Annotated in this window: 20 protein-coding genes; 9 read left to right on the plus strand and 11 right to left on the minus strand. The window is 71.6% G+C overall.

The window, feature by feature from the left end; all coding sequences use genetic code 11:
• Positions 1–82: 82 nt before the first annotated feature.
• The 3 genes from AB0B85_RS06455 to AB0B85_RS06465 all read right to left on the minus strand — a co-directional run bounded on the left by AB0B85_RS06455 (position 83) and on the right by AB0B85_RS06465 (position 2767).
• Positions 83–853, minus strand: a complete 771-nt coding sequence (locus AB0B85_RS06455) for a hypothetical protein (RefSeq protein WP_357404229.1) — start codon at positions 851–853, stop codon at positions 83–85.
• A gap of 134 nt (positions 854–987) precedes the next feature.
• Positions 988–1371: a hypothetical protein gene (locus tag AB0B85_RS06460; RefSeq protein ID WP_357404231.1), complete on the minus strand. Its 384-nt coding sequence runs from the start codon at positions 1369–1371 to the stop codon at positions 988–990.
• Positions 1372–1459: 88 nt separating this feature from the next.
• A complete protein-coding gene (locus AB0B85_RS06465; RefSeq protein WP_357404233.1) occupies positions 1460–2767 on the minus strand; it encodes an acyltransferase in 1308 nt (435 codons plus the stop codon).
• A gap of 297 nt (positions 2768–3064) precedes the next feature.
• Between AB0B85_RS06465 and AB0B85_RS06470 the strand changes: the two genes are divergently transcribed.
• On the plus strand, positions 3065–4234 hold the full coding sequence (locus AB0B85_RS06470; protein ID WP_357404234.1) for a glycosyltransferase: 1170 nt from the start codon (positions 3065–3067) through the stop codon (positions 4232–4234).
• Between the two features lie 130 nt (positions 4235–4364).
• Positions 4365–5417 (plus strand): pseudaminic acid synthase, encoded by a 1053-nt coding sequence (gene pseI, locus AB0B85_RS06475; RefSeq protein ID WP_357404236.1) that lies wholly within the window; start codon positions 4365–4367, stop codon positions 5415–5417.
• 24 nt (positions 5418–5441) lie between these two features.
• Here pseI and AB0B85_RS06480 read toward each other — a convergent pair whose 3' ends face one another.
• The 7 genes from AB0B85_RS06480 to AB0B85_RS06510 form a co-directional block, all read right to left on the minus strand.
• Entirely contained in the window at positions 5442–5924 is a 483-nt protein-coding gene (locus AB0B85_RS06480) for a hypothetical protein (protein ID WP_357404238.1), read from the minus strand.
• Between the two features lie 97 nt (positions 5925–6021).
• Positions 6022–6570 (minus strand): hypothetical protein, encoded by a 549-nt coding sequence (locus AB0B85_RS06485; RefSeq protein WP_357404240.1) that lies wholly within the window; start codon positions 6568–6570, stop codon positions 6022–6024.
• Positions 6567–11243, minus strand: coding sequence for a DUF6531 domain-containing protein (locus tag AB0B85_RS06490; protein WP_357404242.1), 4677 nt, complete (start codon positions 11241–11243; stop codon positions 6567–6569). Before AB0B85_RS06490 ends, AB0B85_RS06485 begins: the two co-directional genes overlap by 4 nt.
• Positions 11244–11368: 125 nt before the next feature.
• Positions 11369–11866, minus strand: coding sequence for a hypothetical protein (locus AB0B85_RS06495; RefSeq protein ID WP_357404244.1), 498 nt, complete (start codon positions 11864–11866; stop codon positions 11369–11371).
• On the minus strand, positions 11850–12605 hold the full coding sequence (locus AB0B85_RS06500) for an SDR family NAD(P)-dependent oxidoreductase (RefSeq protein ID WP_357404246.1): 756 nt from the start codon (positions 12603–12605) through the stop codon (positions 11850–11852). Before AB0B85_RS06500 ends, AB0B85_RS06495 begins: the two co-directional genes overlap by 17 nt.
• Entirely contained in the window at positions 12598–13863 is a 1266-nt protein-coding gene (locus AB0B85_RS06505) for an AMP-binding protein (RefSeq protein WP_357404248.1), read from the minus strand. Before AB0B85_RS06505 ends, AB0B85_RS06500 begins: the two co-directional genes overlap by 8 nt.
• On the minus strand, positions 13860–14111 hold the full coding sequence (locus AB0B85_RS06510) for an acyl carrier protein (RefSeq protein WP_357404250.1): 252 nt from the start codon (positions 14109–14111) through the stop codon (positions 13860–13862). The genes AB0B85_RS06505 and AB0B85_RS06510 overlap by 4 nt, the downstream gene beginning before the upstream one ends.
• Before the next feature lie 73 nt (positions 14112–14184).
• On the opposite strand from AB0B85_RS06510, the gene AB0B85_RS06515 reads away from it, so the two are divergent.
• On the plus strand, positions 14185–14721 hold the full coding sequence (locus AB0B85_RS06515; protein ID WP_357404252.1) for a GNAT family N-acetyltransferase: 537 nt from the start codon (positions 14185–14187) through the stop codon (positions 14719–14721).
• Between the two features lie 95 nt (positions 14722–14816).
• Here the strand turns inward: AB0B85_RS06515 and AB0B85_RS06520 are convergent, their stop codons facing one another.
• A complete protein-coding gene (locus AB0B85_RS06520; RefSeq protein ID WP_357404254.1) occupies positions 14817–16550 on the minus strand; it encodes a glycosyltransferase family 39 protein in 1734 nt (577 codons plus the stop codon).
• A 364-nt stretch (positions 16551–16914) separates the two neighbouring features.
• On the opposite strand from AB0B85_RS06520, the gene pseB reads away from it, so the two are divergent.
• The 6 genes from pseB to AB0B85_RS06550 are packed head-to-tail and all read left to right on the plus strand — an operon-like array spanning position 16915 to position 23531.
• Positions 16915–17898, plus strand: a complete 984-nt coding sequence (gene pseB / locus AB0B85_RS06525; RefSeq protein ID WP_357404256.1) for a UDP-N-acetylglucosamine 4,6-dehydratase (inverting) — start codon at positions 16915–16917, stop codon at positions 17896–17898.
• Positions 17899–17903: 5 nt separating this feature from the next.
• Complete coding sequence (locus AB0B85_RS06530) at positions 17904–19052, plus strand: DegT/DnrJ/EryC1/StrS family aminotransferase (protein WP_357404528.1); 1149 nt, start codon at positions 17904–17906, stop codon at positions 19050–19052.
• 10 nt (positions 19053–19062) lie between these two features.
• Complete coding sequence (locus tag AB0B85_RS06535) at positions 19063–19911, plus strand: hypothetical protein (RefSeq protein WP_357404258.1); 849 nt, start codon at positions 19063–19065, stop codon at positions 19909–19911.
• A complete protein-coding gene (locus tag AB0B85_RS06540) occupies positions 19901–21715 on the plus strand; it encodes a class I SAM-dependent methyltransferase (protein ID WP_357404260.1) in 1815 nt (604 codons plus the stop codon). The genes AB0B85_RS06535 and AB0B85_RS06540 overlap by 11 nt, the downstream gene beginning before the upstream one ends.
• A 20-nt stretch (positions 21716–21735) precedes the next feature.
• On the plus strand, positions 21736–22488 hold the full coding sequence (locus AB0B85_RS06545) for a glycosyltransferase family protein (RefSeq protein WP_357404530.1): 753 nt from the start codon (positions 21736–21738) through the stop codon (positions 22486–22488).
• A complete protein-coding gene (locus tag AB0B85_RS06550) occupies positions 22485–23531 on the plus strand; it encodes a spore coat protein (protein ID WP_357404532.1) in 1047 nt (348 codons plus the stop codon). Before AB0B85_RS06545 ends, AB0B85_RS06550 begins: the two co-directional genes overlap by 4 nt.
• Positions 23532–23554: the final 23 nt, after the last annotated feature.

Consider the following 23554-nt stretch of genomic DNA (forward strand, 5'->3'; position numbering starts at 1 on the left):
AGAACGCCGTGAACAATCGAGCCGAACGTGCCGGACGCCCGATTCTGGAATCCCGTGAGCGGGCTCACATAACGGATCGGGCTCAACCCACACGGGCTGGGCGCCAGCGTGCCACGACGGCGGGACGCACCGCCCCGCGGACCAGCCGGCGCGCGGGCGCCCGACTCGGCCGCAGCCGGGCCGCTGCCGCTGCGGCCTCCTCGGCAAGGCTGCGCGCCGACTCGGCGGCCAACTCCGCAGCCCGCCACAGGGCCCGCTCCGCGTCGGCGGCGGCCTGGTAGTCGGCCCGTCTCTCCTCCCGGATCGACCGACTGAGCAGCGCTTCCTGCTCGACCGGGTGCCGCCGGGGGTCCCAGCCCCGCCGGTGTCCGAACACATCGCTGAGCTGGGCCATGCTCAGGTCGCCACGCCAGTACGCCGCCATCGCCGCGCGGTGCAGGTAGCGCTCCCGGGCGGCGTACTCAGCGGGGGTGCGGGGGGTGTCCGGGGTGGGTAGCGCCCCGCAACCCGCGAAGCGGCGGGCGGCCGTGTCCGCCTCGTCGTACCGCGTCCAGGCGCGTTCCACAGCTTCCTGACTGGTCAGCCAGGCATCGCGTCGCCGCTGGGCCGTCCTGGCCGCGCCAGCGGCGGCGACGGCGACCTCCTCGGCGTACCGGCGTCTGTCGAGGAGTTCGGCCGCGGCCACCTCGCGCGCCGTCGGTGCGGCCGGGGACGGGTCGTCGGTGGGCCGGTCCCGTTCGGGCCGGGCGACAAGCACGGCCAGCACGCCCAGCGCGAGCAGGAGCAGGGCCGACCAGATCGCAGCGGCCTGCGGCACCTCGGTTACGAACTGGTAGAAGACGGCGGTCTCCATGGTCGGCACCTCGCGGAGGAAACAGAGCGATGGGGAGCCCCGCCGGCCAGCGGGCCACGGCGGGCCACGGATCGGCGGGAAGGCGGAGCTGGTGGATCGACAGGGTGCGGCGACGGGGCGCCTGCCCCGGTGGCTCAGCGCCCGGGTGGACCCCGGGGTGTCCTACCGCTGGAGGCGTCGACGAGGGACCGCCGGTCGGGCCCGGCCAGGCGCACCGGCAGCGCGGCGGTCGCGGCGGCACCCAGACCCTCGGGGAGCGTCGGCTGCGCGTCGAGCGACCAGGCCGGGAGGGCCTCCTCGGCGGCACCCGCACCCGACACGACGCGCACGCTCGATGCGGCGCTCGGGTGCGACCCGGCGGTCACGCTCGACGTGACGCCGGGGTGCGACGTTGGCGCGGCGGCCGAGGCCGGACCGGCGCCGAGCGCCAGGGCCGCGACGACGGCGAGGCTGGTCAGCACCCGGGTCGTCAAGCGCGCCACCCACCACAGCGGACAGGTGAGCGCGACCGGAAGCACGTCACCACGCTACCGTCGTGCCGACAGTGGCGCATCGACCACGGGCGTGTCGACGCGCCGCCGCACCCGTTGACCAGGTCGGACGGCGTCAGCGGGTGTCCGCGTACGTTGATCGGCTGCCGGTCTGGTCGGGCCCGTCGGCCTCGGTCCGGGTCCCCGCGCCGTCGGTCTCGGCGGCGGTGCCGCTGGTCCGCGTCGCGGCGGTGCCGCTGGTCCGCGTCGCGACGGTGCCGCTGGTCCGGGTCGCGGCGGTGCCGCTGGTCCGCGTCGCGGCGGTGCGTTGTCCGGGGATGGACGCCGATCGGGCCGGACGGCGCGGTGCGAGCCGGCGCATCATCGGGGTTTCCACGTAGCGGTGCAGCAGCGCGGCGAGGAGCAGGGTCACCAGCAGGAAACCGAGCACCACGGCCGGGCCGCGCCAACCCGCGAAGCCGGTCCCCCAGTCGCCGGTGAAGCGCAGCACGCTCGTCATCACCAGCACGTGGACCAGGTAGAAGGCGAAGGAGACCTCGCCGAGCCAGACCAGCGGCCGGGACCGCCACGGCGACCGCCGGTCCCGCACGTCCGCGTCCGCGGCGGCGGTGATGACAAGCAGGTACGCGACAGCGAGCAACGTGGTCCACAACTCCGCGGGAATCCACTGCGCGGCGGCCGCCCAGACACCCACGAAGATGACGCTGGCCCAGGTCAGCCCGGGGCCACGCCAGAGACCCCGGCGCATCAACTCGGCCGCCACCGCGCCCAACCAGAACTCCAGCGACCGGGCCGGCGGGAAGATCTGGGTGAACCACCAGCGGCTCACCTCCGGCACCAGGTGCTGGGCCGGCCAGAGCGCGAGGATCAGCAGTGGCATCGCGACGACGAGCGCCCAGAGCAGCTTCGGCCGGGCCCGGCGCAGCAGCGGCAGCACCAGCGGCAGGCAGAGGTAGAAGAAGAACTCGCAGGAGAGCGACCAGCTCACCGTGTTGATGCTGTAGAACCAGCCCGGCCGGGGGTCCCAGGCCTGCAACAACAGCAGGTTCTCCAGCGCGGCGGCCGGCAGCACCGGGTCGGCGAACCACCAGGCGACAAGCAACGTCGCCCCCCACAGCACCAGGTGGTTGGGGTAGATCTTGGCAATTCGTCGCCGCCAGAAGGTACGCCGGGAGTCGCCGGCCCGGGCCGACCAGACCAGCACGAATCCGCTGAGGATGAAGAAGAACTGCACCCCGGACAGGCCGAGGCTGAACAACTTGTCGACCACCGCCTTGTAGTCCGGCTCGGCGATGATCCGCATGGTGCCCGCGTGGAACCCGAAGACCAGCAGCGCGGCGATCCACCGCAGCCCGGTGAGCGAGGGCAGCCGGGACGGAGCGGGGACGGGCCTGGCGGTTGACGTCGCGGCGGCGCTCGTCATGGGCGGATGCCGAGGCTTGGCAGGGTCACCAGCACGTTCGTATCCTCCTCGGCGCGGCGTGGACGGCACGACAGCGACGCCCGCGACGACCCGGCAGGGCCGCACCCGGGGCACCCTACCGGGTCACTCCCGGGTGAACCGGACGTGTCCCACCGGTTACCGGCCCGCCGCACCCGGGTCGGGGCCGGCGCCGACCGGTCGGCGTTAACCTTCCGCTGGGCGGGAGTTCAGCGACTCCACCATCGGCGGCCACGTGCGGTTCCGGGGCCGGCCACCCAGGTCGTCGAAGGTGGCGGCGTGGTCAATGAGCCGACGCACGCACCGCTGCTGAGCATCGTCGTGCCCGTGTACGGCGTCGAGGCGTACCTGTACCAGTGCCTCGAATCGATCCGGGCCGACATTCCGGCCGGCGAGTCGGACGCGGTCGAGTTGATCGCCGTCGACGACGCCTCACCGGACGGCTGCGGCGACATGCTCCGCGCGTACGCGGCCGGACACGACCGGGTCCGCGTCGTGCACCTGAGCAGCAACGTGGGTCTGGGCCTGGCCCGCAACGCCGGGCTCGACGTGGCCACCGGCCGGTACGTCTGGTTCATCGACAGCGACGACTGGGTGCCGCCGGGCACGATCCCGGCCGTGCTGGACCGGCTGCGCCAGCACCAGCCCGACGTGCTGATGCTCGACCACCTGCGGGTGCACGAGGACGGCCGGCGGGAGGTCGACGCGAGCAGTCACCTGCTGCACGGAATCGCCGGCGTGACCCGCCTGGGCGACCAGCCGCAACTGCTGCGGGTGCAGCACACCGCCTGGAACAAGGTGGTCCGCCGGGACTTCCTGGACCAGTTGGAGCTGCGGTTCTTCCCCGGCTGGTACGAGGACATCCCGTTCAGCCATCCGCTGCTGATCGGCGCGGAGAAGATCTCTGTGCTGAACCGGGTCTGCTACCTCTACCGGCAGGGTCGGCACGGCGCGATCACCTCCACCCGCAGTGGCCGGCACTTCGACGCGTTCGCCCAGTACGAGCGCCTGTTGGACTGGGTCGCCCGCCGGCACCCGGACGAGCGGTTGCAGGCCGAACTGTTCCAACTGATGATCAGCCACTACCTGGTGGTGGTGGGCAACGACGACCGGCTGCACCCGCACCTGCGGCGGGACTTCTTCCACCGGGCCGCCGAGCACTACCGCCGGTACCTGCCTGCCGGTGGCTATCCGCTGCCCGCCGGGGTGACCGGGCTCAAGCACCGCCTGGTCGGGCGGGGTGACTGGCTGGCGTACTCGGCGCTGCGTCAGGCGCACCGGGTCGCGGGTCGCCTGCGCCGCGGTGCCCCGCGGGGGGCCGTCGGCGTCGCGGTCGGTCCGGTGAGCGCCGACGAGGACCCGGGTCGAGGGGCGGACGTCGCGGCGATTCGGGGCAGCGGGATCGCGGCGGAGCGGCGGGACGCACTGGCCGGGGGCCGGCTGCCGTGAGCACCGCAGGCCAGGCCGGGAGTCGACTCGACTCCCGGTACACGTGTTTTCCAGGTCGTCCGCCCGCCGGGTGGACGACGACAGCAGCACCACCGCACGCGGGTGCGGGCATACCGGAACAGAGGTCGGAATGACGGCGACAATCAAGATCGGACCACACCTGGTCGGTGCCGGGGAGCGACCGTTCGTGGTGGCCGAGATGTCCGGCAACCACAACGGTGACCTGAACCGGGCGCTGTCCATCGTCGACGCGGTGGCCGCGAGCGGGGCGCACGCGCTGAAGCTCCAGACGTACCGGCCGGACACGATCACGATCGACGTCGACACACCGGCGTTCCGGATCTCCAGCGGGCACGAGTTGTGGGGTGGGGAGAACCTGTACCGCCTCTACGAGCGGGCGCACACCCCGTACGAGTGGCACGCACCGATCTTCGAGCGGGCCCGCGAGCGTGGCCTGACCGTCTTCTCGTCACCGTTCGACGCGACAGCTGTGGAGTTGCTGGAGTCGCTTGACGCGCCCGCGTACAAGATCGCTTCTTCGGAGCTTGTCGACCTGCCGCTGATCCGGCTCGTGGCCAGCACCGGCAAGCCGATGGTGATCTCCACGGGGATGGCGACGGTCGCCGAGATCGACGCCGCGGTGCGCACCGCCCGGGCCGGCGGCGCTGCGGGCATCGTCCTGCTGGCCTGCACCGCGTCCTACCCGGCACCACCGGCCGACAGCAACCTGCGTCGGCTGCCGGTGCTGGCTGGCGCGTTCGACGTGCCGGTCGGGCTCTCCGACCACACGCCCGGCATCGGGGTGGCGGTCGCCTCGGTGGCGCTCGGTGCCTGTTTCATCGAGAAGCACGTCACCCTGGACCGGGCCGACGGTGGCGTGGACTCGGACTTCTCGCTGAACCCGGCGGAGCTGACGGCGCTGGTCGCCGAGTCCGGTCGGGCGTACGAGGCGTTGGGTGGCACCGCGATCGGCCCGACCCCGGCGGAGCGGGAAGGGCTGCGGTTCCGCCGTTCGCTGTTCGTGGTCGAGGACGTGCGCGCCGGTGACCCGGTGACCAGCCACAATGTCCGGTCGATCCGACCGGCCGGCGGGCTGGCACCCGTGGAGATCGACCGGGTGCTGGGGCGCACCTTCGCCACCGACGTCCCGCGCGGCACCCCGCTGAGCTGGGACCTGATCTGACGGTGCGGCTGGCGGGAACTTCCCCTACTGGATCCCGTTGGCAATCTTTCCGGTCGTCACCCAGAGAGCATCGACCAAGCGCAGATCAACGGAACGGATGATGACCCGCTGCCCGGCGGCGTGGTCGATCAGATCCGCTACCAGGCGGTCGGCGTGCTGGCGGGCGGCGTGGTCGGGAAATGCCCACTCAGGTATCCAGAGAGGGTCATCGGGGGCCCCTCCCAAAGCCTCGTCGAGGCGATCAAGGGCATCGGTGGCTACTACCTGACTGAACTGGTAGAGACGATCATCCGGAAGGTCGCCGCCGGTGCGCTCGGCAATAACCCGGAAATGCCAGACCGCCTCCACGGCAGCGAGTCTCGCGAAGCCCTCCAGGGGCCCGTCGTACCAGTCGAGAACGATGGCCCGGTCGACCACCACCTCCGCCACAGGCATGGCCGCCAACTGCTGCGCAGCATTCATCGTGTCCGTCCGAAGAGTTGATTGAGCCTTTCCCAAGCTGATCATGCAGCTCATCGCGTGCACGGCAGGCCCCGATGATCGATGGGTTGGCTCGCGGCCCGAGACCTCGGTTGCCCCGCCGGTCGCGCCGGGCAGACCCCGGTTACCCGGCCGATGGAACCCAAGAAAACTCCTCCATTGAGCCAGACTCGCCGCCTGCCCGCAACCACCATTCGTCGAAGGCACCAGCACCCCCCAGGCGAATACCCAGATGCCACAACGGATCTACGAACAACGTGTTACCACCGCTGAAGCAGAATTCAGCAGCGCAGATGGATTCCAGGCCTGGGTCATGATCGGAGTCTAAAGCAAAACGAACCTTCACCAGTCGAAGGTTGGCGCCTGAGTTGTCCATGAAGAGCGACCCAACCGCGCCTACCGAAAAGTTTTCCTCCTCACCCTGGAGAGCCTCGGGAACATCGATGGAGGTAACAATCCTCAGAGTCAGAAAGCCACCTCTTTCGGCCGAGTCCAGGAGCAGAAGTCGATCTCCGAAGACTAGGTAGACCTGCTGGGCAAGCGGAACGAAATGCCCGATGCCGTCGACCTGGTCCAGGAAACCAGGAATGTGCACGTCCTCCAAGGACGATCCGGCGAGACTGGACAACAACTTTTCCGTTGCCGCTATCAAACGCGCCTCCGCAGGAATCATGGCAACATCTCGATATGAAGGTCCATACGTTCCCCACTCTTCAACAACGTCCAGAACTCTCCATCCGTTTTGGTCACCAGCGTTAGGCCCTCGCCCCTAAAAATGTGGGCATCCTCCGCGGCGAGGGGGAGCCGGCCCAAACCCTCCAGCTTAAACCGGTCAGACTTCACCATCTCGTCCAAATCAGTGAGGAATTCACGCCCGAGGCCACCGGCTCGCTCCTCGACCTTCACCTTCGGGTATGTCTTGTCAAGAACCTTAGCCAACAGCGCCCGATGATTCAGGTAGTGTCGCCTGAAATTCTTCCCCGGCGTAATCGCCGGATAGGGGATCAACCCGAGCGGATCCACTTCGAAGGTCGGGTTGAGAACATATAGGTGAGGATTCGAGCCCGCCTCAAGCCCGAATGGGTCCGACGAGGCGTAGCGGGCGGTGTTGGGGTCGTAGTAACGGTGGTAGTTGTGCGAGGCGCCGGTCTCCGGATCGTGGATCTGGCCCGGAAAGCGAAGCGGGCAGTCCGCGCCCACGGTGCTGACGTGGGTCGGGATGCCCCAGATGGTGGTGCGCTGCTGCCAGACAACGCCTCCAGTTGGGTCGACCAACTCGGTGGGGGCGCCGACCAGGTCGGTCACGATCGCGTAGAAGCGGCGGTCCATCTCGTCCTGGTCGGCGCGGCCGTCGGTCTGGCTGATCGGGGTGAACGTGTCGGGGGCGTACTCCCAGGTGCTGGTCGTGGCGCCGTCGTCGCCGCGACGGGTCTGCTCGATCAGGCGCGGGCCGTCCCAGGCGAAGTCGACCTGCTCGACCACGCCACCGTCGGCGTCGAGGCGCTGCTTGGCGGTCCGGCGGCCGAGGGCGTCGTAGCGGTAGCTCCACCGGGTGCCGTCCGGGGTGGTGACGGCGATCAGCCGGTCCTCGCTGTCCCAGGTGTAGCGCCAGGTCGACGGCTTGGTCGAGCGCTCCTTGCGCTGCCGCAGCGTGACCCGGCCAGCGGCGTCATGTTCGTAGCGCACGTTGCCAGCGCGGAGGATCAGTGTGCCGGTGTACTCCCGCTCACCCCGAGCGGCGCCGTCATCATCCGAGCGGGGCCACGCGGCGCTTGTCACGTTGCCGGCTTCGTCGTAGGCGTACCGCTCGGTCCAGTCGCCGGCGCGCACGGCGGTGATCCGGCCGGCGCGGTCCAACTCCAGCCGGCGCTCGCCGGTGAGCTGGTCGGCGACGTCGGTCAGGTAACCGTCGGCGCGATACCGGTAGGCCCGGTGGGCGACCAGGTCCGGCACACCTCCGTCGGCAGCAGGGGTCGCGGTGAGGATCTGGGCGAGCAGTCGGTGGTTGGCGTCCCAGCTCTGGGTCAGGGCGAGGCTGCCGACCGCACGCCGGGTCTCCCGACCGGCCGCGTCGTGGGTGAAGCTGACCGTCGCGCCGCCGGTGTGCAGCGCCACGGGCCGGTGCCCGGCGTCGTACTCCCAGACGCTGTCGACCCCCGCCGGGGTACGCCGCTGGGCCCGTCGGCCGAGCAGGTCGTAGGACGAGGAGACCACCTGACCGTCGCGGGTCTCGGCCAGCACCCGACCGAGTGGATCGCGGTCGAAGCGGAGGTCGACCTCGGGTGTGGTGGCGTGCAGCAGCCGGCCGGCCGGGTCGTACCCGTAGGTGGTGACGCCCTCGGCGGTGCGCTTCTCCACGACGTTGCCCAGCACGTCGCGGACCAGCTCGATGCTCTGCCCGGCGCCGTTGGTGCGGGCGACGACCTGGCCGGCGGCGTCGTACGTGTAGGTCTGTGTCCGGCCGTTGAAGTCAATTTCGGTGACCAGCCGCCCGGCCGGGTCGAAGTCGTAGCGCCAGACGAGTCCCTGCGGGTTGGTGACCGTGGTCAGCCGCAACTCGGTGTCGTAGGCGAAGGCCAGTCGTGCGCCGTCGGGTCCGGTGAGTGCCACTGGCAGGTCGAAGTGGCCAATGTCGAACTCGGTGGTCGCCCCGGTCTGGTCGGTGTGGGTGACCAGGTTGCCTTCCGGGTCGTAGGTCCATTCCTCGCTCGCCCCGTCCGGGCTCCGCCGCCAGGCGAGCCGACCCTCGACGGTCCAGCCGAGACGAGTGGTGCCACCGACCGGGTCGACCACCTCGGTGATCCGACCCGCCCGATCGCGCCGGTAGGTCGTCACCGCGCCGGTGGCCTCGGTGAGCTGGGTGATCAGCCCGGCTGCGTCGGTGGTCACCAGCGAAGCGTTGCCGAGCGCGTCGATCACCTCGGTGAGTCGCCCCGCCTCGTCGTACCGGTGGTGGGTGGTGGCGCCGGTCGGGTCGGTGACCATTGTCAGGTTGCCGCGTTCGTCGTACTCGCGCCGCCAGACGGCACCGTCGGCACCGGTCACGACGACCGGCTGGTGCAGCTCGTTGTAGATGGCGGTCGCCCGGCTGCCGTCCGGACGGACGAACTCGACCAGGTTGCCGTCGTCATCGTAGGACCAACGAGTCGTCCGCCCGAGAGCATCGGTCTCGGTCAGCTTGCGATCGAACCGGTCCCAGACGGTGGTGGTGACGTTGCCCAGCGGGTCGGTGACCTGTTCGGCCTGCCGCAGGTCGTTGAGCTGGTAGACGGTGGCGTGGCCGAGGGAGTCGACGACCGTGGTGACGCGGGCGTCGCTGTCGTAGCGCAGCAGGCCGGTCAGGTAGCCGCCGGTGCCGGTGGTGGCGACGCAGCGGCCGTTCTCGTCGTAGGTGTAGCGGTACTCGGTGCCGTTGCGGTCCACCCACTGGGTGACCCGCCCGTCGATGTCGTAGTCGAAGCGCAGCGGCAACCCCGACGAGTTGACGACAGCGGTGAGGTCACCGGCCTCGTCGTAGCCGAAACGAACCAACTCGGTGTCGGTGTCGTCGTCCCCGGCGAGGTCGAACCCGACGATCCGGTTCTCCTCGGTACGCACCCGGACCCGGTAGCCACCGGAGTGCACCACCTCGACCGGCGCACCGCTGTCGTCGTGGCGCACATCAACCCGGTGACCGTTACGGTCGGTCACCGCGACAAGCGGAAGCTGACCCGCCACGCTGCCCGGCACCGGCCCGAAGTGCCACGTCCAGCCCCGCACCGCATCGGTGACCAGGTAGGTGCCGGCCGCCGGATCCTGCGCCAACGGCCAGCGCGGCCCCTCGGTCGGCAACCGGTCGGGACGACCGTCCGCCCCGGTCGGGTAGATCAACGTCATGCCGTCGGCGGTCGCCAGGTAGACCCCGGTCTCGTCGACCTCGATGCGCTGATCCAGGGTGGAGGCCCAGGACCGGCCGAACCAGCTCCCCAACCGGTACGACGACAGGTGCGTGCGCGACAGCAGCAGCGGCAACGCCCCCGGCAACTCCACGTCGGTCTGGGTGAGGACCATGTCGCCGCAGGCGACGTCGATCGGATCCAGCCGAGCCAACCGCTTGATCGCCTCAATGCCGTTGGCCCGCGGACTCGCCAGACCCCAACGGGCCACCGAGCCCATGTTGCGACCCCGGGCGGCCACCGAGGAGAAGGCCTGCGCAACGCGGGTGCCCTTCAGCGCGCCCGCCCCGAGCCGAGCCAACTTACCCACCCCGGGTAACAGATTCAGCCCGATGTCGATCAGGATCGTCTTCAGGCTGCCCTTACCGGTGGCGGCGTAGATCGAGAGGTCGATCGCGGAGGCGAGCAGAGCGGTGCCGATCGCGATCGGTGCCATGATCGGCGCGAGGATCGGGATGAACGACAACAGACCCGCGACCAGGGAGACGATCTTCAAGGCGCTGGACAGTTGCGCCAACAACTCCTGATTGTCCCGCACGAAGTTGGTGAACTGCCCCTTCAAGTCCCACCACTTCGGATTCTCCTTGAACCGCAACCCCTTCGCGTCAGTAACCACCCGCACGCAATCGCGCACCGCCGTGGCCAACTCACCCCGCAACGCACCCGCCTGGGCCACGCACTCGTCCCAGTCCCGCTGCGCCTGCGACAACGCCGCACCCGCCGCCCCCGCATCCGACCGATACGTGTCCGGCTCCGCCGCCGCCTCCGGCGGCCGATCCGCGACCTCCCGCTCGTGCCGCTCATCCGCCTGCGCCGCCCGATCCGAACGCCCCCGCGCGGCCTGCAACGCCGCCCACAAACCCGGCGCACGCTGCGCCACCGGACGCATCCGATCCTGCAACGACGACAACGAACCCGCGAACACCACCAACCCCGCCGACACCTTGCCGAACGCATCACCGGTCACCCGCAAATGCCCCGGCATCTGGGCATTCAGGCCCTCCCGGAACAGATCCGCCTCCGGACCCACGAACTGACTCGTATCCAAACCCGTGATCTGCGCCGCCGCCTGTGACGCCGCCGAACCAAAACCAGACCACCGCCCCGCCGACGACCGAATCGCCGACGGATCACCATCCATTTTGAACAAATGCCCCGGAAACTCAGCCACCGCGCCGGACCTCCCCCGTGTCCACGCCAACCAGCCCGCGGCCGTCGCAGCGCCCGACACAGGACAGCTACCCGCCCGGCACCGACTGACCAAGGGCGAACTCCGCTGAGGTCGCCCCACAGTCATTCGAACATAGACATCCGGCGAACTATGGCCACTGCCTCCGTCGCAGTTCGCGCCATCTGAGTAGGCCGCCGAGACCGCTACCCACCAACGGGTGGATAAACAACTCCTGGCCATCCCGGGTGAAGTTGATGCGAGGGCCGGTCTCCGTCGCGGCACACCTCCGGCTCCGCGTTCCGACGGTGCGCGGGTGCCGCTGTCACAAGGCAGCCCAACTGGACGCCGCGGACAGCGAGCCGCGCTCAGCCGCGGCCCGCACGCTCCGCGCCGGCACGAAGCCGGGCGTGGCGGCACCGCCGGGGCGCGCAGACAGCGCTGGGCGCGGGGGCGACGCCGACGGTGACCACCAGGTCGGCCACCCGCAGGGTGCGCCAGAGCGCCAATCCGTCGGATGGCGTGCTCAGGCCGTGGCGACGCCACCAGGCCGCCACCGGCACGTCGGCGAGCTTGCAGCAGCACTCGGCGCGGGTCCACCGCGCCCAGAAGTCGTCCACCCCGAACCGGCGGGCCAGTGCCGGAGGCACCGGGGCGCTCGCGCGTTCCGCGTCGATCGCCACCCGCCACCCGGGCGTCGTCGGTCCGTACCAGCCGACGCAGCGGCCGTCGTCGAGGTGGCTGCGGGTCACCGCGTCGGTCAGGTCGGCGGGTACGCCGATCCGCAGGTGCTGCTCGGCGGCGGCGAGCAGCACCGGCACCGGGCGGGGCCGGACCAGCCGGGCCGGCTCAGATGGCGGCGGCACCGTCCACCACGATCACCTGGCCGTTGATGTTGGTGTGCTCCCGCAGCAGCATCCGCACCACCGGCGTGACCTCCGCCGGCTCGGTCAGGTGACCGGTCGGCGTGCGGCGCACGATCTGGTCCAGTTGGGTCGGGCCGAGCACGGCGGACATCTCCGAGGCGAAGAAGCCGGGGGCGACCGAGTTGACGAGCATCCGGCCGCCCAACTCCCGGGCGAGCGAGCGGGTGGCGGCGTCCATGCCGCCCTTGGTGGCGGAGTACGCGACCAGACCCGGGAAACCTCGCTGCCCGCAGATCGAGGTGATGTTGACGATCCGCCCGCGCATGCCCTTGCCGAGCATCCGGCGGACCACCAGCCGGGTCAGCTGTAACGGGGCGGTCAGGTTGGTCTCGATGATCCGGGCGATGTCGTCGGTGGTGGTGTGCACGTGCAGCGAGTCCTGCCCGACGGCGGCGCTGTTGACGATGCCGTCGATCGGGCCGAGGCGTTGCTCCACCTCGCGGACGAAGCTCTGCGCGGCCCGCAGATCGGTGACGTCCACCGAGCCGACGTGCACCCGGTCGGGGTGCTCGGCGGCGAGTTTGTCCAGCTCCGGCGTGACGGTGCGGGCGAACGCGGCCACCCGGACGCCCGCGTCGAGCAGGTCGGTGACGACGGCCAGACCCAACCCCCGGGAGCCGCCGGAGACGAGGACCACGGTGCTGGGCGGTACGAGCGGGGTGACGACGGGTTCAGACATCGCTCTTCAGGGTCTCCTTGACGGGAATGTCGGCAAGCACGCGGATCCGGCGGGGCACCGCGTGCTCGGGGAGCCGGTCGGCGCACCAGCGCACCAGCGCGGCCTCGTCGACATCCGGGTGCGCGGTGGGGGTGTGGACCACCTCGGCGACCACCATCCGGCCGAGCACCGGGGCACGGCGGCCGGTCACCCGGGCCCAGGCCACCGCCGGATGCGCGGCCAGCACACCGCGGACCACCCCGGCGGAGACCTTGCTGCCACCCACGTTGATCTCGTCGGAGTCGAGCCGGCCGGTGATCAGCACCCGGTCGTCGAGGATCTGCACCCGGTCTCCGGTGTGGATCGGGCCGGACAACCCGACCCCGTGGTGCGGGGAGCTGACCACCAGTTCGTCGTCGCGCACGGAGAGCGTCGGCCGACCCGGAGTTTGCCGGTCCAGCCAGTCGACCGGGAAGCCGGCCCGCCCGTCGTGCACCACGATGGACGCCCCCACCTCGGACGAGGCGTAGATCCAGGAGATCCGGGCGGTGGGGAACACCGCGCGGAGCTGGTCCAGGATCGCCTGGTCCACCGGCTCCCCGCCGAGGGTGAGCTGGCGCAGGGGCACCCGGGCCAGCGCGGCGGCATCGCGGTAGAGGGTACGTCGCCAGAAGGTCGGGGTGCCGGAGGCCGCGTCGACCCCGTGCGCGGCGGCGATGGTCGGCCAGTCGTCAAGCTCGTCGGGCTCGACCACCACGAGGTGCTGGCCGGGTTGGGTGAGCGACAGGGTGACCACCTGCCACCAGGCGTACGTGCCGGGCGCGTACGGGCAGAGCCAGGTCCGGTCGGGCTGCTCGGCCCGCACCGTGGTGAGCGTGTCGAGGGTGTGCCCGACCCGTTTGGGGCGCCCCGTCGAGCCCGAGGTCAGCAGCCACAGCCGGCCGGGCTCGGCGGCTCGGGGCCGGGCCGGGCCGCTCGGGTGCACGCCGTCGTCGTCGAGGACGCTGACGGTGAACCCGGCCGCCTGCAACTCCGTCCGCATCGCCGCGTCGACCCGACCCGCGGTGCTGAGCAACAGTTCGGTGCCGTGCACGGCGTGCTGCCGAGCGGCGGCGAGCGCGTGCACACCGCGGTGGGCGAGCACCGCGGCCGGGTCGGGCAGCGTCGGCGTCGGCAGCGCCCGCCAGGTCAGCGCGGCGCCGCCGACGACGATCCGGTTGTCGACGCCGGCCGGCTCCCGGGGTACGGGTGCGTGATCGTGTGCCGTCGCGACGGTCACTGGTGCTGAAGCTCGACGAGGAAGTCGAGGACGTCGCCGACGGTGGCGATGCGACGCAGGCCGGGGGCGTCGAAGTTGAGCTCCTCGCCCGTCTCGTCCTCCACCCGCAGGGCCAGCTCGGAGAAGTCGAGCGACCGGAACCCGATCTCCCGCAACTGCGCCGCGTCGTCCGCGGGCAGCTCCTTGTCCTGGTTCTTCAACACCTGAGCCATGAGGTCGCGGATCTGCGCGCGACTCAATTCGTCCATGCGCCGCAGTCTACAACCCAACGAATGCATATCTGCTTTGCCGGTACGCCCGGGTAAGGTGCTCCGACCGGACGTGAACAGCAAAGAAAGCGAGACGCCCGTGCTGCGCGAAGCGACCGTGGACGACGTTCACCTGATGTTGTCCTGGCGTAATCAGGAAACCAACCGTCAGGTCAGCAAGACCAGCCACGAAATCACCGCCGACGAGCACGCCCGGTGGTGGTCGGCGGTCCGCGACGACCCGTCCCGGCGGGTGCTGGTGTACGTCCGCGACGATCGGCCCTGCGGCGTGGTCACCTTCTTCGACCTGCGGTTCGACGGTCCCCGCACGGGGGCGTGGGGCTTCTATCTGGACGCCGACGGGCTGGCTGGACGAGACGAGACGCTGCCCGCCTGGCTGGGGGTCATGCGGGAGGCAGTCGAGTACGCGTTCGACGGGCTGCACCTGGATCGACTCGACGGCGAGGTACTCGGTCACAATACCGTCGTACGACAGATGAACCGGCGGTTCCGATTCGTCGAGGGCGCCCCGCGACAGGAGCTGTCCGGCGGCCGGGAAATCACCGTCATCCCGATTTCCCTGGCTCGCGCCGACCGCCGCCAGCGTTGATTGTCGGACCCATTCGGATAATGGACCTGAATCATTAACCGATGGTGTTCCCGGTGGACATCCGCCGTTCACGAAACAGCGGATGTCCACCGGGGTCAGGCCCGCCGCCACGCCGCCCAGTGCTGCACCGGGTTGCCGCCGAGCCGGACGAACCCGTAGGCGGTGCCGTCCCAGTCGTCCGGCTGGCCGGGCGCCCAGCTGGCGAACACCACCTGGGCCGCGGCCGGCGGCTGCTCGTCGAACCAGCGGACGTCGGTCCAGTTCACCTGGTGGCTCAGGTTGAACCGCATGACGTAGTGCACGCCGGTCGAGGCCCAGACCCGCTCGCCGGGGCGTACCCCGATGTCGGCGACCCGGGGCGTCGGCGACGTCCTCGCGACGGCTGGCCGCACGATGCGCTGCTCGATCACCTGCATGGTGACGAGGTTGGCCACGACGAGGACGCCGAGCATCGGCAACCGCAGTCGGGGCAGCAGCACTGCGGCGACGAGCAGCAGGCAGCCGCCGATCCCGACGAGTGATCCGAGCACCGGCCGCATCTCGCGCCAGCCCCCGGTCAACGCCGCCAGGTCCGGGGCGCTGAAACCGCCGTAGCGCAACCGGTGGCCCTGGCTGGCCACGTACGCGAGTCGGACGGCGATCAGCGCACCGCCGCCGACCAGCAGGGCCACCGCGACGGCCGCCCGGCGCAGCACCACCCGGTGGCCGGCGGTGAGCAGCACCCCGAGCCCGACCAGCAGCCAGAACGGTGCCAACATCTGCACGTAGCGTCCGTAGATCGCGTCCAGCGGCTTGCCGGTGATGCCGGCCAGGATCACCGACGCCCCGCCGGCCACCCCGACGGTCACCACAAGCGCCACGCCCATCGTCCAGCGGGCGGCGTCGCCGTGCCGGGGACGCCAGAGTTCGCGCACGGCGGCGGCCCAGGCCACTCCCGCCATCCCGAAGGTGATCACCACGAGGTACCAGAGTTGGGTGGTGACGCCCGCGCCGACGCGGACCACCCCCTGGACGGAGGCGACCGCGTCGACGGTGCCGCCGCCCGGCGTGCTGCCGAGCAGGTAGACCTTGTCGCCGAGGTAGCGGATGACGGCGGCGTTGACGAGCGCCATGGCGAGCACCGGCAGCAGCGCGGCGAGCACAGTGGGCGGGCTGATCCGGCGGCGGACGAACAGCAGCACTACCAACCCGGCGTGCACCGCCACGATCACCAGGCCGCGCGAGTGCAGCAGGTGGAACCCGCCGACCAGCAGGCCGACGGTGGCGGCGGCGCGCGGTCCGGGCCGCTCGATCCAGCGGTGCACGGCGAGCAGCCAGCCGACGACAAGCGGCGCCATCACCGTGTCGATCATGGCGATGCCGGCGTAGAAGGCGGTGGCTGGCAGGGTCGCCGCCGCGAGGGCGCCGAGCAGCGCGTACGGCCGGGGCAGCCGGAGCAGACGGCGGGCGAGCAGGTACGCCAACGGCAGCAGCGTCGAGTTCGCCATCGCGTTGATCAGTTGGACGATCCGGTAGGCGTCGGTGAAATCCCGGTCCCCGAGGAACGCCGGCGAGATCAGCATCGGGTACCCGACCCGGCGCAGCAGGTCGTTCTCGCTGCTGAACCCGCCCGGCCCGCCGGCCAGCGCACGGGCGGTGTTGAGGTAGCTGTCCTCGTCGGTGTGCGCGATCGGCAGCACGATGTGCCGGGACAACCACATCCGCCAGGCGACGCTGAGCACCCAACCGACGACCAGCAGCAGCGGCACCAGCCAGCGCCGCGCGGGCGCGGGGTCCGGTGTGCGCGCCCGTGCGGCGGGCCGTTCGATCACGTCGCTAGCGGATGCCATGAACGCCTCCAGAACTGCCGGCCGGACCGGTCTCGGCATCGACCGGCCGGGCCTTCGGCCCGCGCCGGTGACGTGTGGGGTGACCCGCTCGCACCGAGCCGATGCGGATGTCGGGTGAACGCGGAGCCGGCCGCGGACAGGGCTGCCGGGTCACTCGCGCGGTCACTGTAGCGGCCCGATCCGGCCAGGTCAGGCCGGTTGCGGGCGGGCCGGAAGTGTTTGCCTACGCGGTGTTCGGCATTCACACGAGCAGGGGTCGTGGTTAACCCGTGAGCGTCGGGGAGTTAACCCGCCATGGCTAGCGTCTCACCCCGGTCGGCCGGCCGAGGGCCGCCCGTTCATCCACGACCACGGGAGCACCAAATTGAGTGAGTTGAATGGATCGTCCATTCTGATCACCGGGGGAACGGGTTCCTTCGGCAGGACGTTCCTCAAGCACATTCTCACCGAGGCCGACCCGGCCCGGGTGGTGGTCTTCTCCCGCGACGAGCTCAAGCAGTACGAGTTGCGTCAGCAGCTCGGCGACGACCCGCGGCTGCGGTGGTTCATCGGCGACATCCGGGACCGGCACCGGCTCACCCGGGCCATGCACGGGGTGGACCACGTGGTGCACGCCGCCGCGCTCAAGCAGGTGGACACCGCGGAGTACAACCCCTCCGAGTACATCGCCACCAACATCACCGGCTCCCAGCACGTCGTCGACGCCGCGATCGAGGCCGGCGTCAAGAAGGTCATCGCGCTCTCCACCGACAAGGCGTCCAGCCCGATCAACCTGTACGGCGCCACGAAGCTGGTCGGCGACAAGCTGTTCGTCTCGGCCAACCACTACGCCGCCCAGCACCCGACCCGGTTCGCCGTGGTGCGGTACGGCAACGTGGTGGGCAGCCGCGGCTCGGTCGTCCCGCTGTTTCGCCGGCTGGCCGCGGAGGGCAAGAGCCTGCCGATCACCGACAAGCGGATGACCCGCTTCTGGATCACGCTCGACCAGGCCGTGCGGTTCGTCATGGACTCGTTCGACCAGATGCAGGGCGGCGAGTTGTTCGTGCCCCGCATCCCGAGCATGCGCATCCTCGACCTGGTCGAGGCCGTGGCCCCGGACGCCACCACCCACGAGATCGGGATCCGTCCGGGCGAGAAGCTGCACGAGGAAATGATCGCGCCCGACGACAGCCGCCGGACGCTGCGCGCCGACGGCCGGTTCATCGTCCAGCCGACGATCGCCACCTGGGGCTACCAGCCGCCGGTCGACTGCGATCCGGTGCCGGACGGCTTCGCCTACCAGTCGGACACCAACGACGAGTGGCTCACCGTCGAGCAGCTGCGCGACATGCTCGGCCGCACCGCATGACGGGAATGCTCCCGTACGGCCGGCACTCGATCACCGAGGACGACGTCGCCGCCGTGGCCGGTGTGCTGCGCGGCGACTGGCTCACCACGGGCCCACAGGTCGACGCCTTCGAGGCCGACCTCGCGGTCTGGACCGGTGGGGTCGGCGTCGCCGCCGTCTCCAACGGCACCGCCGCGCTGCACGTGGCGTACGCGGCGGCCGGGGTGGGCCCCGGCGACGAGGTGGTCGTCCCGCCGATGACCTTCGTGGCGACCGCCAGCAGCGCCGTCGCCCTCGGCGCGAAGATCGTGTTCGCCGACGTCGACGACGAGACGTTCTGCCTCGACCCGGCTGCCGCCGCCGCCGCGGTCACCGCACGGACCAGGGTCGTCGCCGCCGTCGACTACGCCGGCCACCCCGCCGACTACGACGCGCTGCGCGAGTCGGTAGCGGGCAGCGACGCGTTGCTCCTCGCCGACGCGGCGCACTCGATCGGCGGGACGTACCACGGTCGGCCGGTCGGCTCACTCGCCGACCTGACCACGTTCTCGTTCTTCCCCACCAAGAACCTGACCACCGCCGAGGGTGGCGCCGTCGCCGCGCTCGACCCGCGGCTGCTCAAGCGGGCCCGGCGCTTCCGCGGCGTCGGGATGGTCCGCGAACGCGACGAGCTGCGCCTGAATGACGAGGGCGGCTGGCACCAGGAGGTGCACGAGTTCGGGCTGAACTACCGGCTGCCGGACGTGCTCTGCGCCCTGGGCCGCAGCCAGCTGCGCCGGCTCGACGAGTTCAAGGCCCGCCGCGCCGCCCTGGTCGCCCGCTACGACGAGGCACTCGCCGACCTGGACGGGGTACTCCGACCGCACCGCAGGTCGTGGGCCGACCCGGCCTGGCACCTCTACCCGATCCGGGTCCTCGACGGGCGACGCCGCGAGGTGTACGACCGGATGCGCGCCGCCGGCATCGGCGTCCAGGTCAACTACATCCCGGTGCACTGGCACCCGGCCTTCGCCGACCTCGGCTACCGGCGCGGGTCCTGCCCGGTGGCCGAGTCGTTCTACTCCCAGCAGCTGTCACTGCCGCTCTACCCGGGGCTCAGCGACGCCGAGCAGGATCGCGTCATCGACGCGCTGACCGCGGCCCTGCGGGTCGGCTCGGTGCGTACCGCCGCCTGATGGGAACCTGATGCACCACGCCAACCACTTCTACGGCCACGCGCACGTGCTGGCCCGCTACGCCGGTCTCGGTGACCGGCACCCACCGCGGATCAACGGGTACGTGCAGCACGGCTGGAACATCGGCGACGGCCTGGCCCCGGGTCACCCGTACGCCGAGCGCGCCCCGAGCCTGCTCTGGTCCGAACAGACCCGCCGGCGGGCCTGGTCGGTGGGGCGGCGCAACGTGGTGGTCATCGGCGCCCCGTTCATATACCTGCTGGCCATGCGCCCCGACGAGCCACCGGCCGACGAGCGGGTGGGCACCATCTGGTACCCGTTCCACGGCTGGGAGGGCCAGCACGTCAAGGGCGACCACCGGAAGTTGATCGCCCTGATCCGGGACACCGAGCCCGGCCCGGTCACCGTCTGCCTGTACTGGCACGAGTACCGGATGCGCAGCGTCCGCCGGCTCTACGAGCGCGCCGGCTTCCGGGTGATCTGCCACGGCTACCGGGGGCACTGGTGGAAGGACACCGACCCGGATTTCCTCGACAAGCAGCTCACCGAGCTGCGTCGACACCGCCGGGTAGCATCCAACCGGCTGACCAGTGCGATCTTCTACGGCATCGCGGCCGGCTGCGAACCGGCGGTCTACGGCGACCCGATGATCCTGTCCAATGAGGACCCGACGTTCGGCGGGACGGCCCGCATCCGGCGGCAGTGGCCGCAGTTGCACGGCGCCGAGGTCGACCTGCCCACCGCTGTCGAGATCGCCCGCGCCGAGTTGGGCACCGACCACCGCTGCACGCCGGCGGAGCTGCGGGAGCTGCTCGGTTGGGCGAACCTCCAGGAGGAAGAGGACCACAGTGACGACTGAGACGGCACCCGCCGGCCGGATCACGCTGCCCGGCGGCGAGATGCTGGCCTGGTCGGACCTGCCGCAGCAGCGCCTGGCCGACGGCGGGCCCCTGGCCGCGCTGGCCGCCCGACTCGTGCCGCCCGGCGCCCGGGTGCTGGTGGCCGGGCCCCACGACCCGGCCCTGCTCGACCAGCTCGGCCACGCCGAGGTGACCTGCCTGCTGCGCAGCCACCCGGACGCGGTCGCGCTCGCCCAGCGGGCCGCCCACCTGGTGGTGGGTGGTCCGGCCGGGTTGCCCGACGACGAGACGTACGACGTGGTGATCGCCCCCGCCGGCCTGGACCCGGTGGAGTCGGTGGAGGGCACCCGCCTCGGTTGGGACGGCGTGCTGGCCCGACTGGTCGCCGCGGTGCGACCGGGCGGCGCGCTGGTGCTACGCGTGGACAACCCGCTCGGCCTGCACCGGCTGGTCGCCACCACCCCCTGGTACGCCGACCGGGAGGATTCCGCGTGGACGATCGGCGGGGTCCTCGACCGGACCCACCCGGCCAACCGGGACCAGCTCCACGAGCGGCTCACCGCGGCGGGACTGCGACCGGGTACGTGCTGGGCTGCGTACCCCGACGCCGGCACCCCGACGGCGCTGCTCGACGCCGACCACCTCGACCGGGACACCGGCTCGGGCCTCTTCGACGCGCTGCTGCACGGCGCGTGCGCCGGCGGCTGCACCGGCGACACGGTGCTCCAGGACCCGTCCCGGCTGGCGGTGGACGCGCTGCACGCCGGCCGCGCCGCGGACCTCGCGCCGGGTTGGCTGGTGCTCGCTCACCGGCCCGCCGACCCGGCTGATCCCAGCACGCCGGCCGACGGCGCGGATCTGCCGGTGGTGCTGGCGCAGACCGGGATCGGCGTGCTGGAGGTGCTGCACGGGCCGTCGGGACTGCGGTGGGGACGCGTCCAGACCACCGGCACGCAGCCGCCGGCCGCCGCGCCGTTCGCCAGCCGCGAGGCCGCCTACCGGGACGCTGACGCGTTGTCCGGGCCGGTGCCGGCCGGCCGGCTGTTGCGGACCCTGCTGCTCGACGCGGCAGTGCGCCGCGACCTGACCGCCCTGCGCGCGCTGCTGCACGGCTACGCGGGCTGGCTCGCCGACCAGACCGACGCCGACTCGCGGATCGCCGGCGCGGCGGCGCTGGCCGGCACCGACAACGTGGTCGTCGACGACGAGCGGTACGCGGTGCTCGACCCGAGCTGGCGGGCCACCGAGGCGCTACCCGCCGACGTGGTGCTGGCCCGCGGGCTGTGGCGCTTCGCGGCGGGCCTGCTCACCGGCGGGTACGCCCACCCCTGGTCGTCCACCCTCGACGTGGCCGGCCTGACCGTGGTGCTCGGCGGCCTTGCCGGCCACGACCTGGACCGCGCGACAGTTGGCGAGGCGGTGGAGGCCGAGGCGGCAATCGACGCGGCGCTGCACGGACTGGACCCCGACGGCCGGCTCAACCTCGCCACCGAGCTGCACGCCGTCGCACCCACCGACCCGCCGGTCGGCGCGCGCAGCTACCAACAGCTGCACGAGGCGTGGCTGCGCCAACGCGAGGAACTCGCCCGGCTGGCGGCGCTCACCGCGTGGACCGAGGAGCTGCTCACCTCCCGGGAACGGGCCCTGCGTCGGGCCGAGACGACGATCGGCCTGCTCAGCGGCTCGATCAGCTACCGGGTGGGCCGGCTCGCCATCACCCCGGCCCGACTGGCCAAGCGGGGCGCCCGCGCCGCCAAACGTCGAGCCACCGCCGTGCTCGCCCCGAAGGGAGAGCAGCAGTGACCGGCGTACCGGCAGGCGGGCTGGCCCCGACGAACGGCACGGCACCCCGGATCGTCGGCATCGTGCAGGCCCGGATGGGTTCGTCCCGGCTGCCCGGCAAGGTGCTCCGCCCGCTCGCCGGGCGTTCCGTGCTGGGCCGGGTGGTGCGCGCCGCCCACGACAGCGGCGTCCTGGCCGACCTGGTGGTCGCGACAAGCACGGACCCGGTCGACGACGCGGTGGTCGCCGAGTGCGCGCGGCTGGGCGTCGCCTGCCACCGCGGGCCGGTCGACGACGTGCTGGGCCGATTCGTGGGTGCCCTCGCCGCGCACCCGGGGGACGCGGTGATGCGGTTCACCGCCGACTGCCCGCTGCTCGACCCGGAGATCATCGCCCTGGTCGCGGCGGTCTACCGGGCGGTCCCCGGGCTCGACTACGCGAGCACGTCGATCGCCCGCACACTGCCCCGCGGGCTGGACGCCGAGATCATCGCGGCGAAGACGCTGCGCACCCTGGACCGGCTCGCCACCGACCATCACCGGGTGCACGTGACCTCGTACGCGTACACGCATCCGGAGCTGTTCCGGGTGCTCGGGGTGACGCTCACCCCGGACCGGTCGGCGCTGCGACTGACCCTCGACACCGAGCGGGACTGGACGCTGGTCAGCGCGATCGTCGACCACTTCGGGGACGTGAGCGTGCCACTTGCCACGCTCGCCGGGTGGCTGCACGGGCAACCCCACCTGCGCACCCTCAACGCCGACGTCCGACAGAAGCAGCTGGAGGAGTGCTGAGCACGCCGCGGGTCGGGTTGCGGTGCGACGCCAGCCCACGGCGGGGAGTCGGCCACCTCGTCCGCTGCCTGGCCCTCGCCGAGGAGTTGCTCACCCGCGGAGTCCACGTCGCCGTGTTCGGCACCGTCGAACGGCTCCCCTGGGCCACCGCGGAACTGGCCGCCCGGGGCATCCCCCTGCACCCGGGCCCGGACACGCCGGACGAGCTGGTCGACGCGGCCCGCCGGCACCACCTGGACGTGCTGGTCCTCGACTCCTACGAGCTGGACCCGGCCGGAGCCGGGGCGCTACGCACCGCCGGCGTGTTCACCCTCGCCGTGATCGACGGGGACACCCGGGGCCAGGTCGCCGACCTGTACCTCGACCAGAACTTCGGCGCGCAGCTGACCGGGCTGCCGGGCCGGCTGCTCGCCGGCAGCGGGTACGCCCTGCTACGCGACTCCGTGATCACCGCCCGACCGCCGGCGCCTCCGCCCGCCACGACTGTCAGCCGACCCCGGGTACTGGCCTTCTTCGGCGGCACCGACGCGGTAGGCGCGGCACCGGTACTGACCCGGGTGCTTGTCGCCACCGGCCATCCGATGGACCTCACTGTCATCGTCGGCCGACCCGAGATCGAGGCCGAGATCGAGGACATCGCCCCCGGCCGCGGGCAGCTCATCCGGCCGGTGCCACCCACCGGCGCGCTGCCCGCCCTGATCACCGAAGCCGACCTGGTCGTCAGCGCCGCCGGCACGTCCACCTGGGAACTCTGCTGCCTCGGCGCACCCGCCGCGCTGGTCTGCGTTGTCGACAACCAACGCGAGTCGTACGCCCGGGTGGTCCGCCACGGCCTCGCCGCCGGGCTCGGCGAACTGCCGGAGCTGACCGCCGCCGGCGTCACCGGACGAGCAACCCGCGCGGCGGCGGCGCGGACCCTGCTCGGGCTGCTCAGCTCACCGCAGCGACGCGCCACACTCGCCGCGCGGGCCTGGTCGACCGTCGACGGCCAGGGCCGGGCCCGGGTCGTGGACGCGGTCCTGGAGGCCGTCCGGCCAAACTGACCCAGCCGTTGGCACGGGTGTAC

Source organism: Micromonospora sp. NPDC049044, from assembly GCF_040649215.1.
GTDB lineage: Bacteria > Actinomycetota > Actinomycetes > Mycobacteriales > Micromonosporaceae > Micromonospora.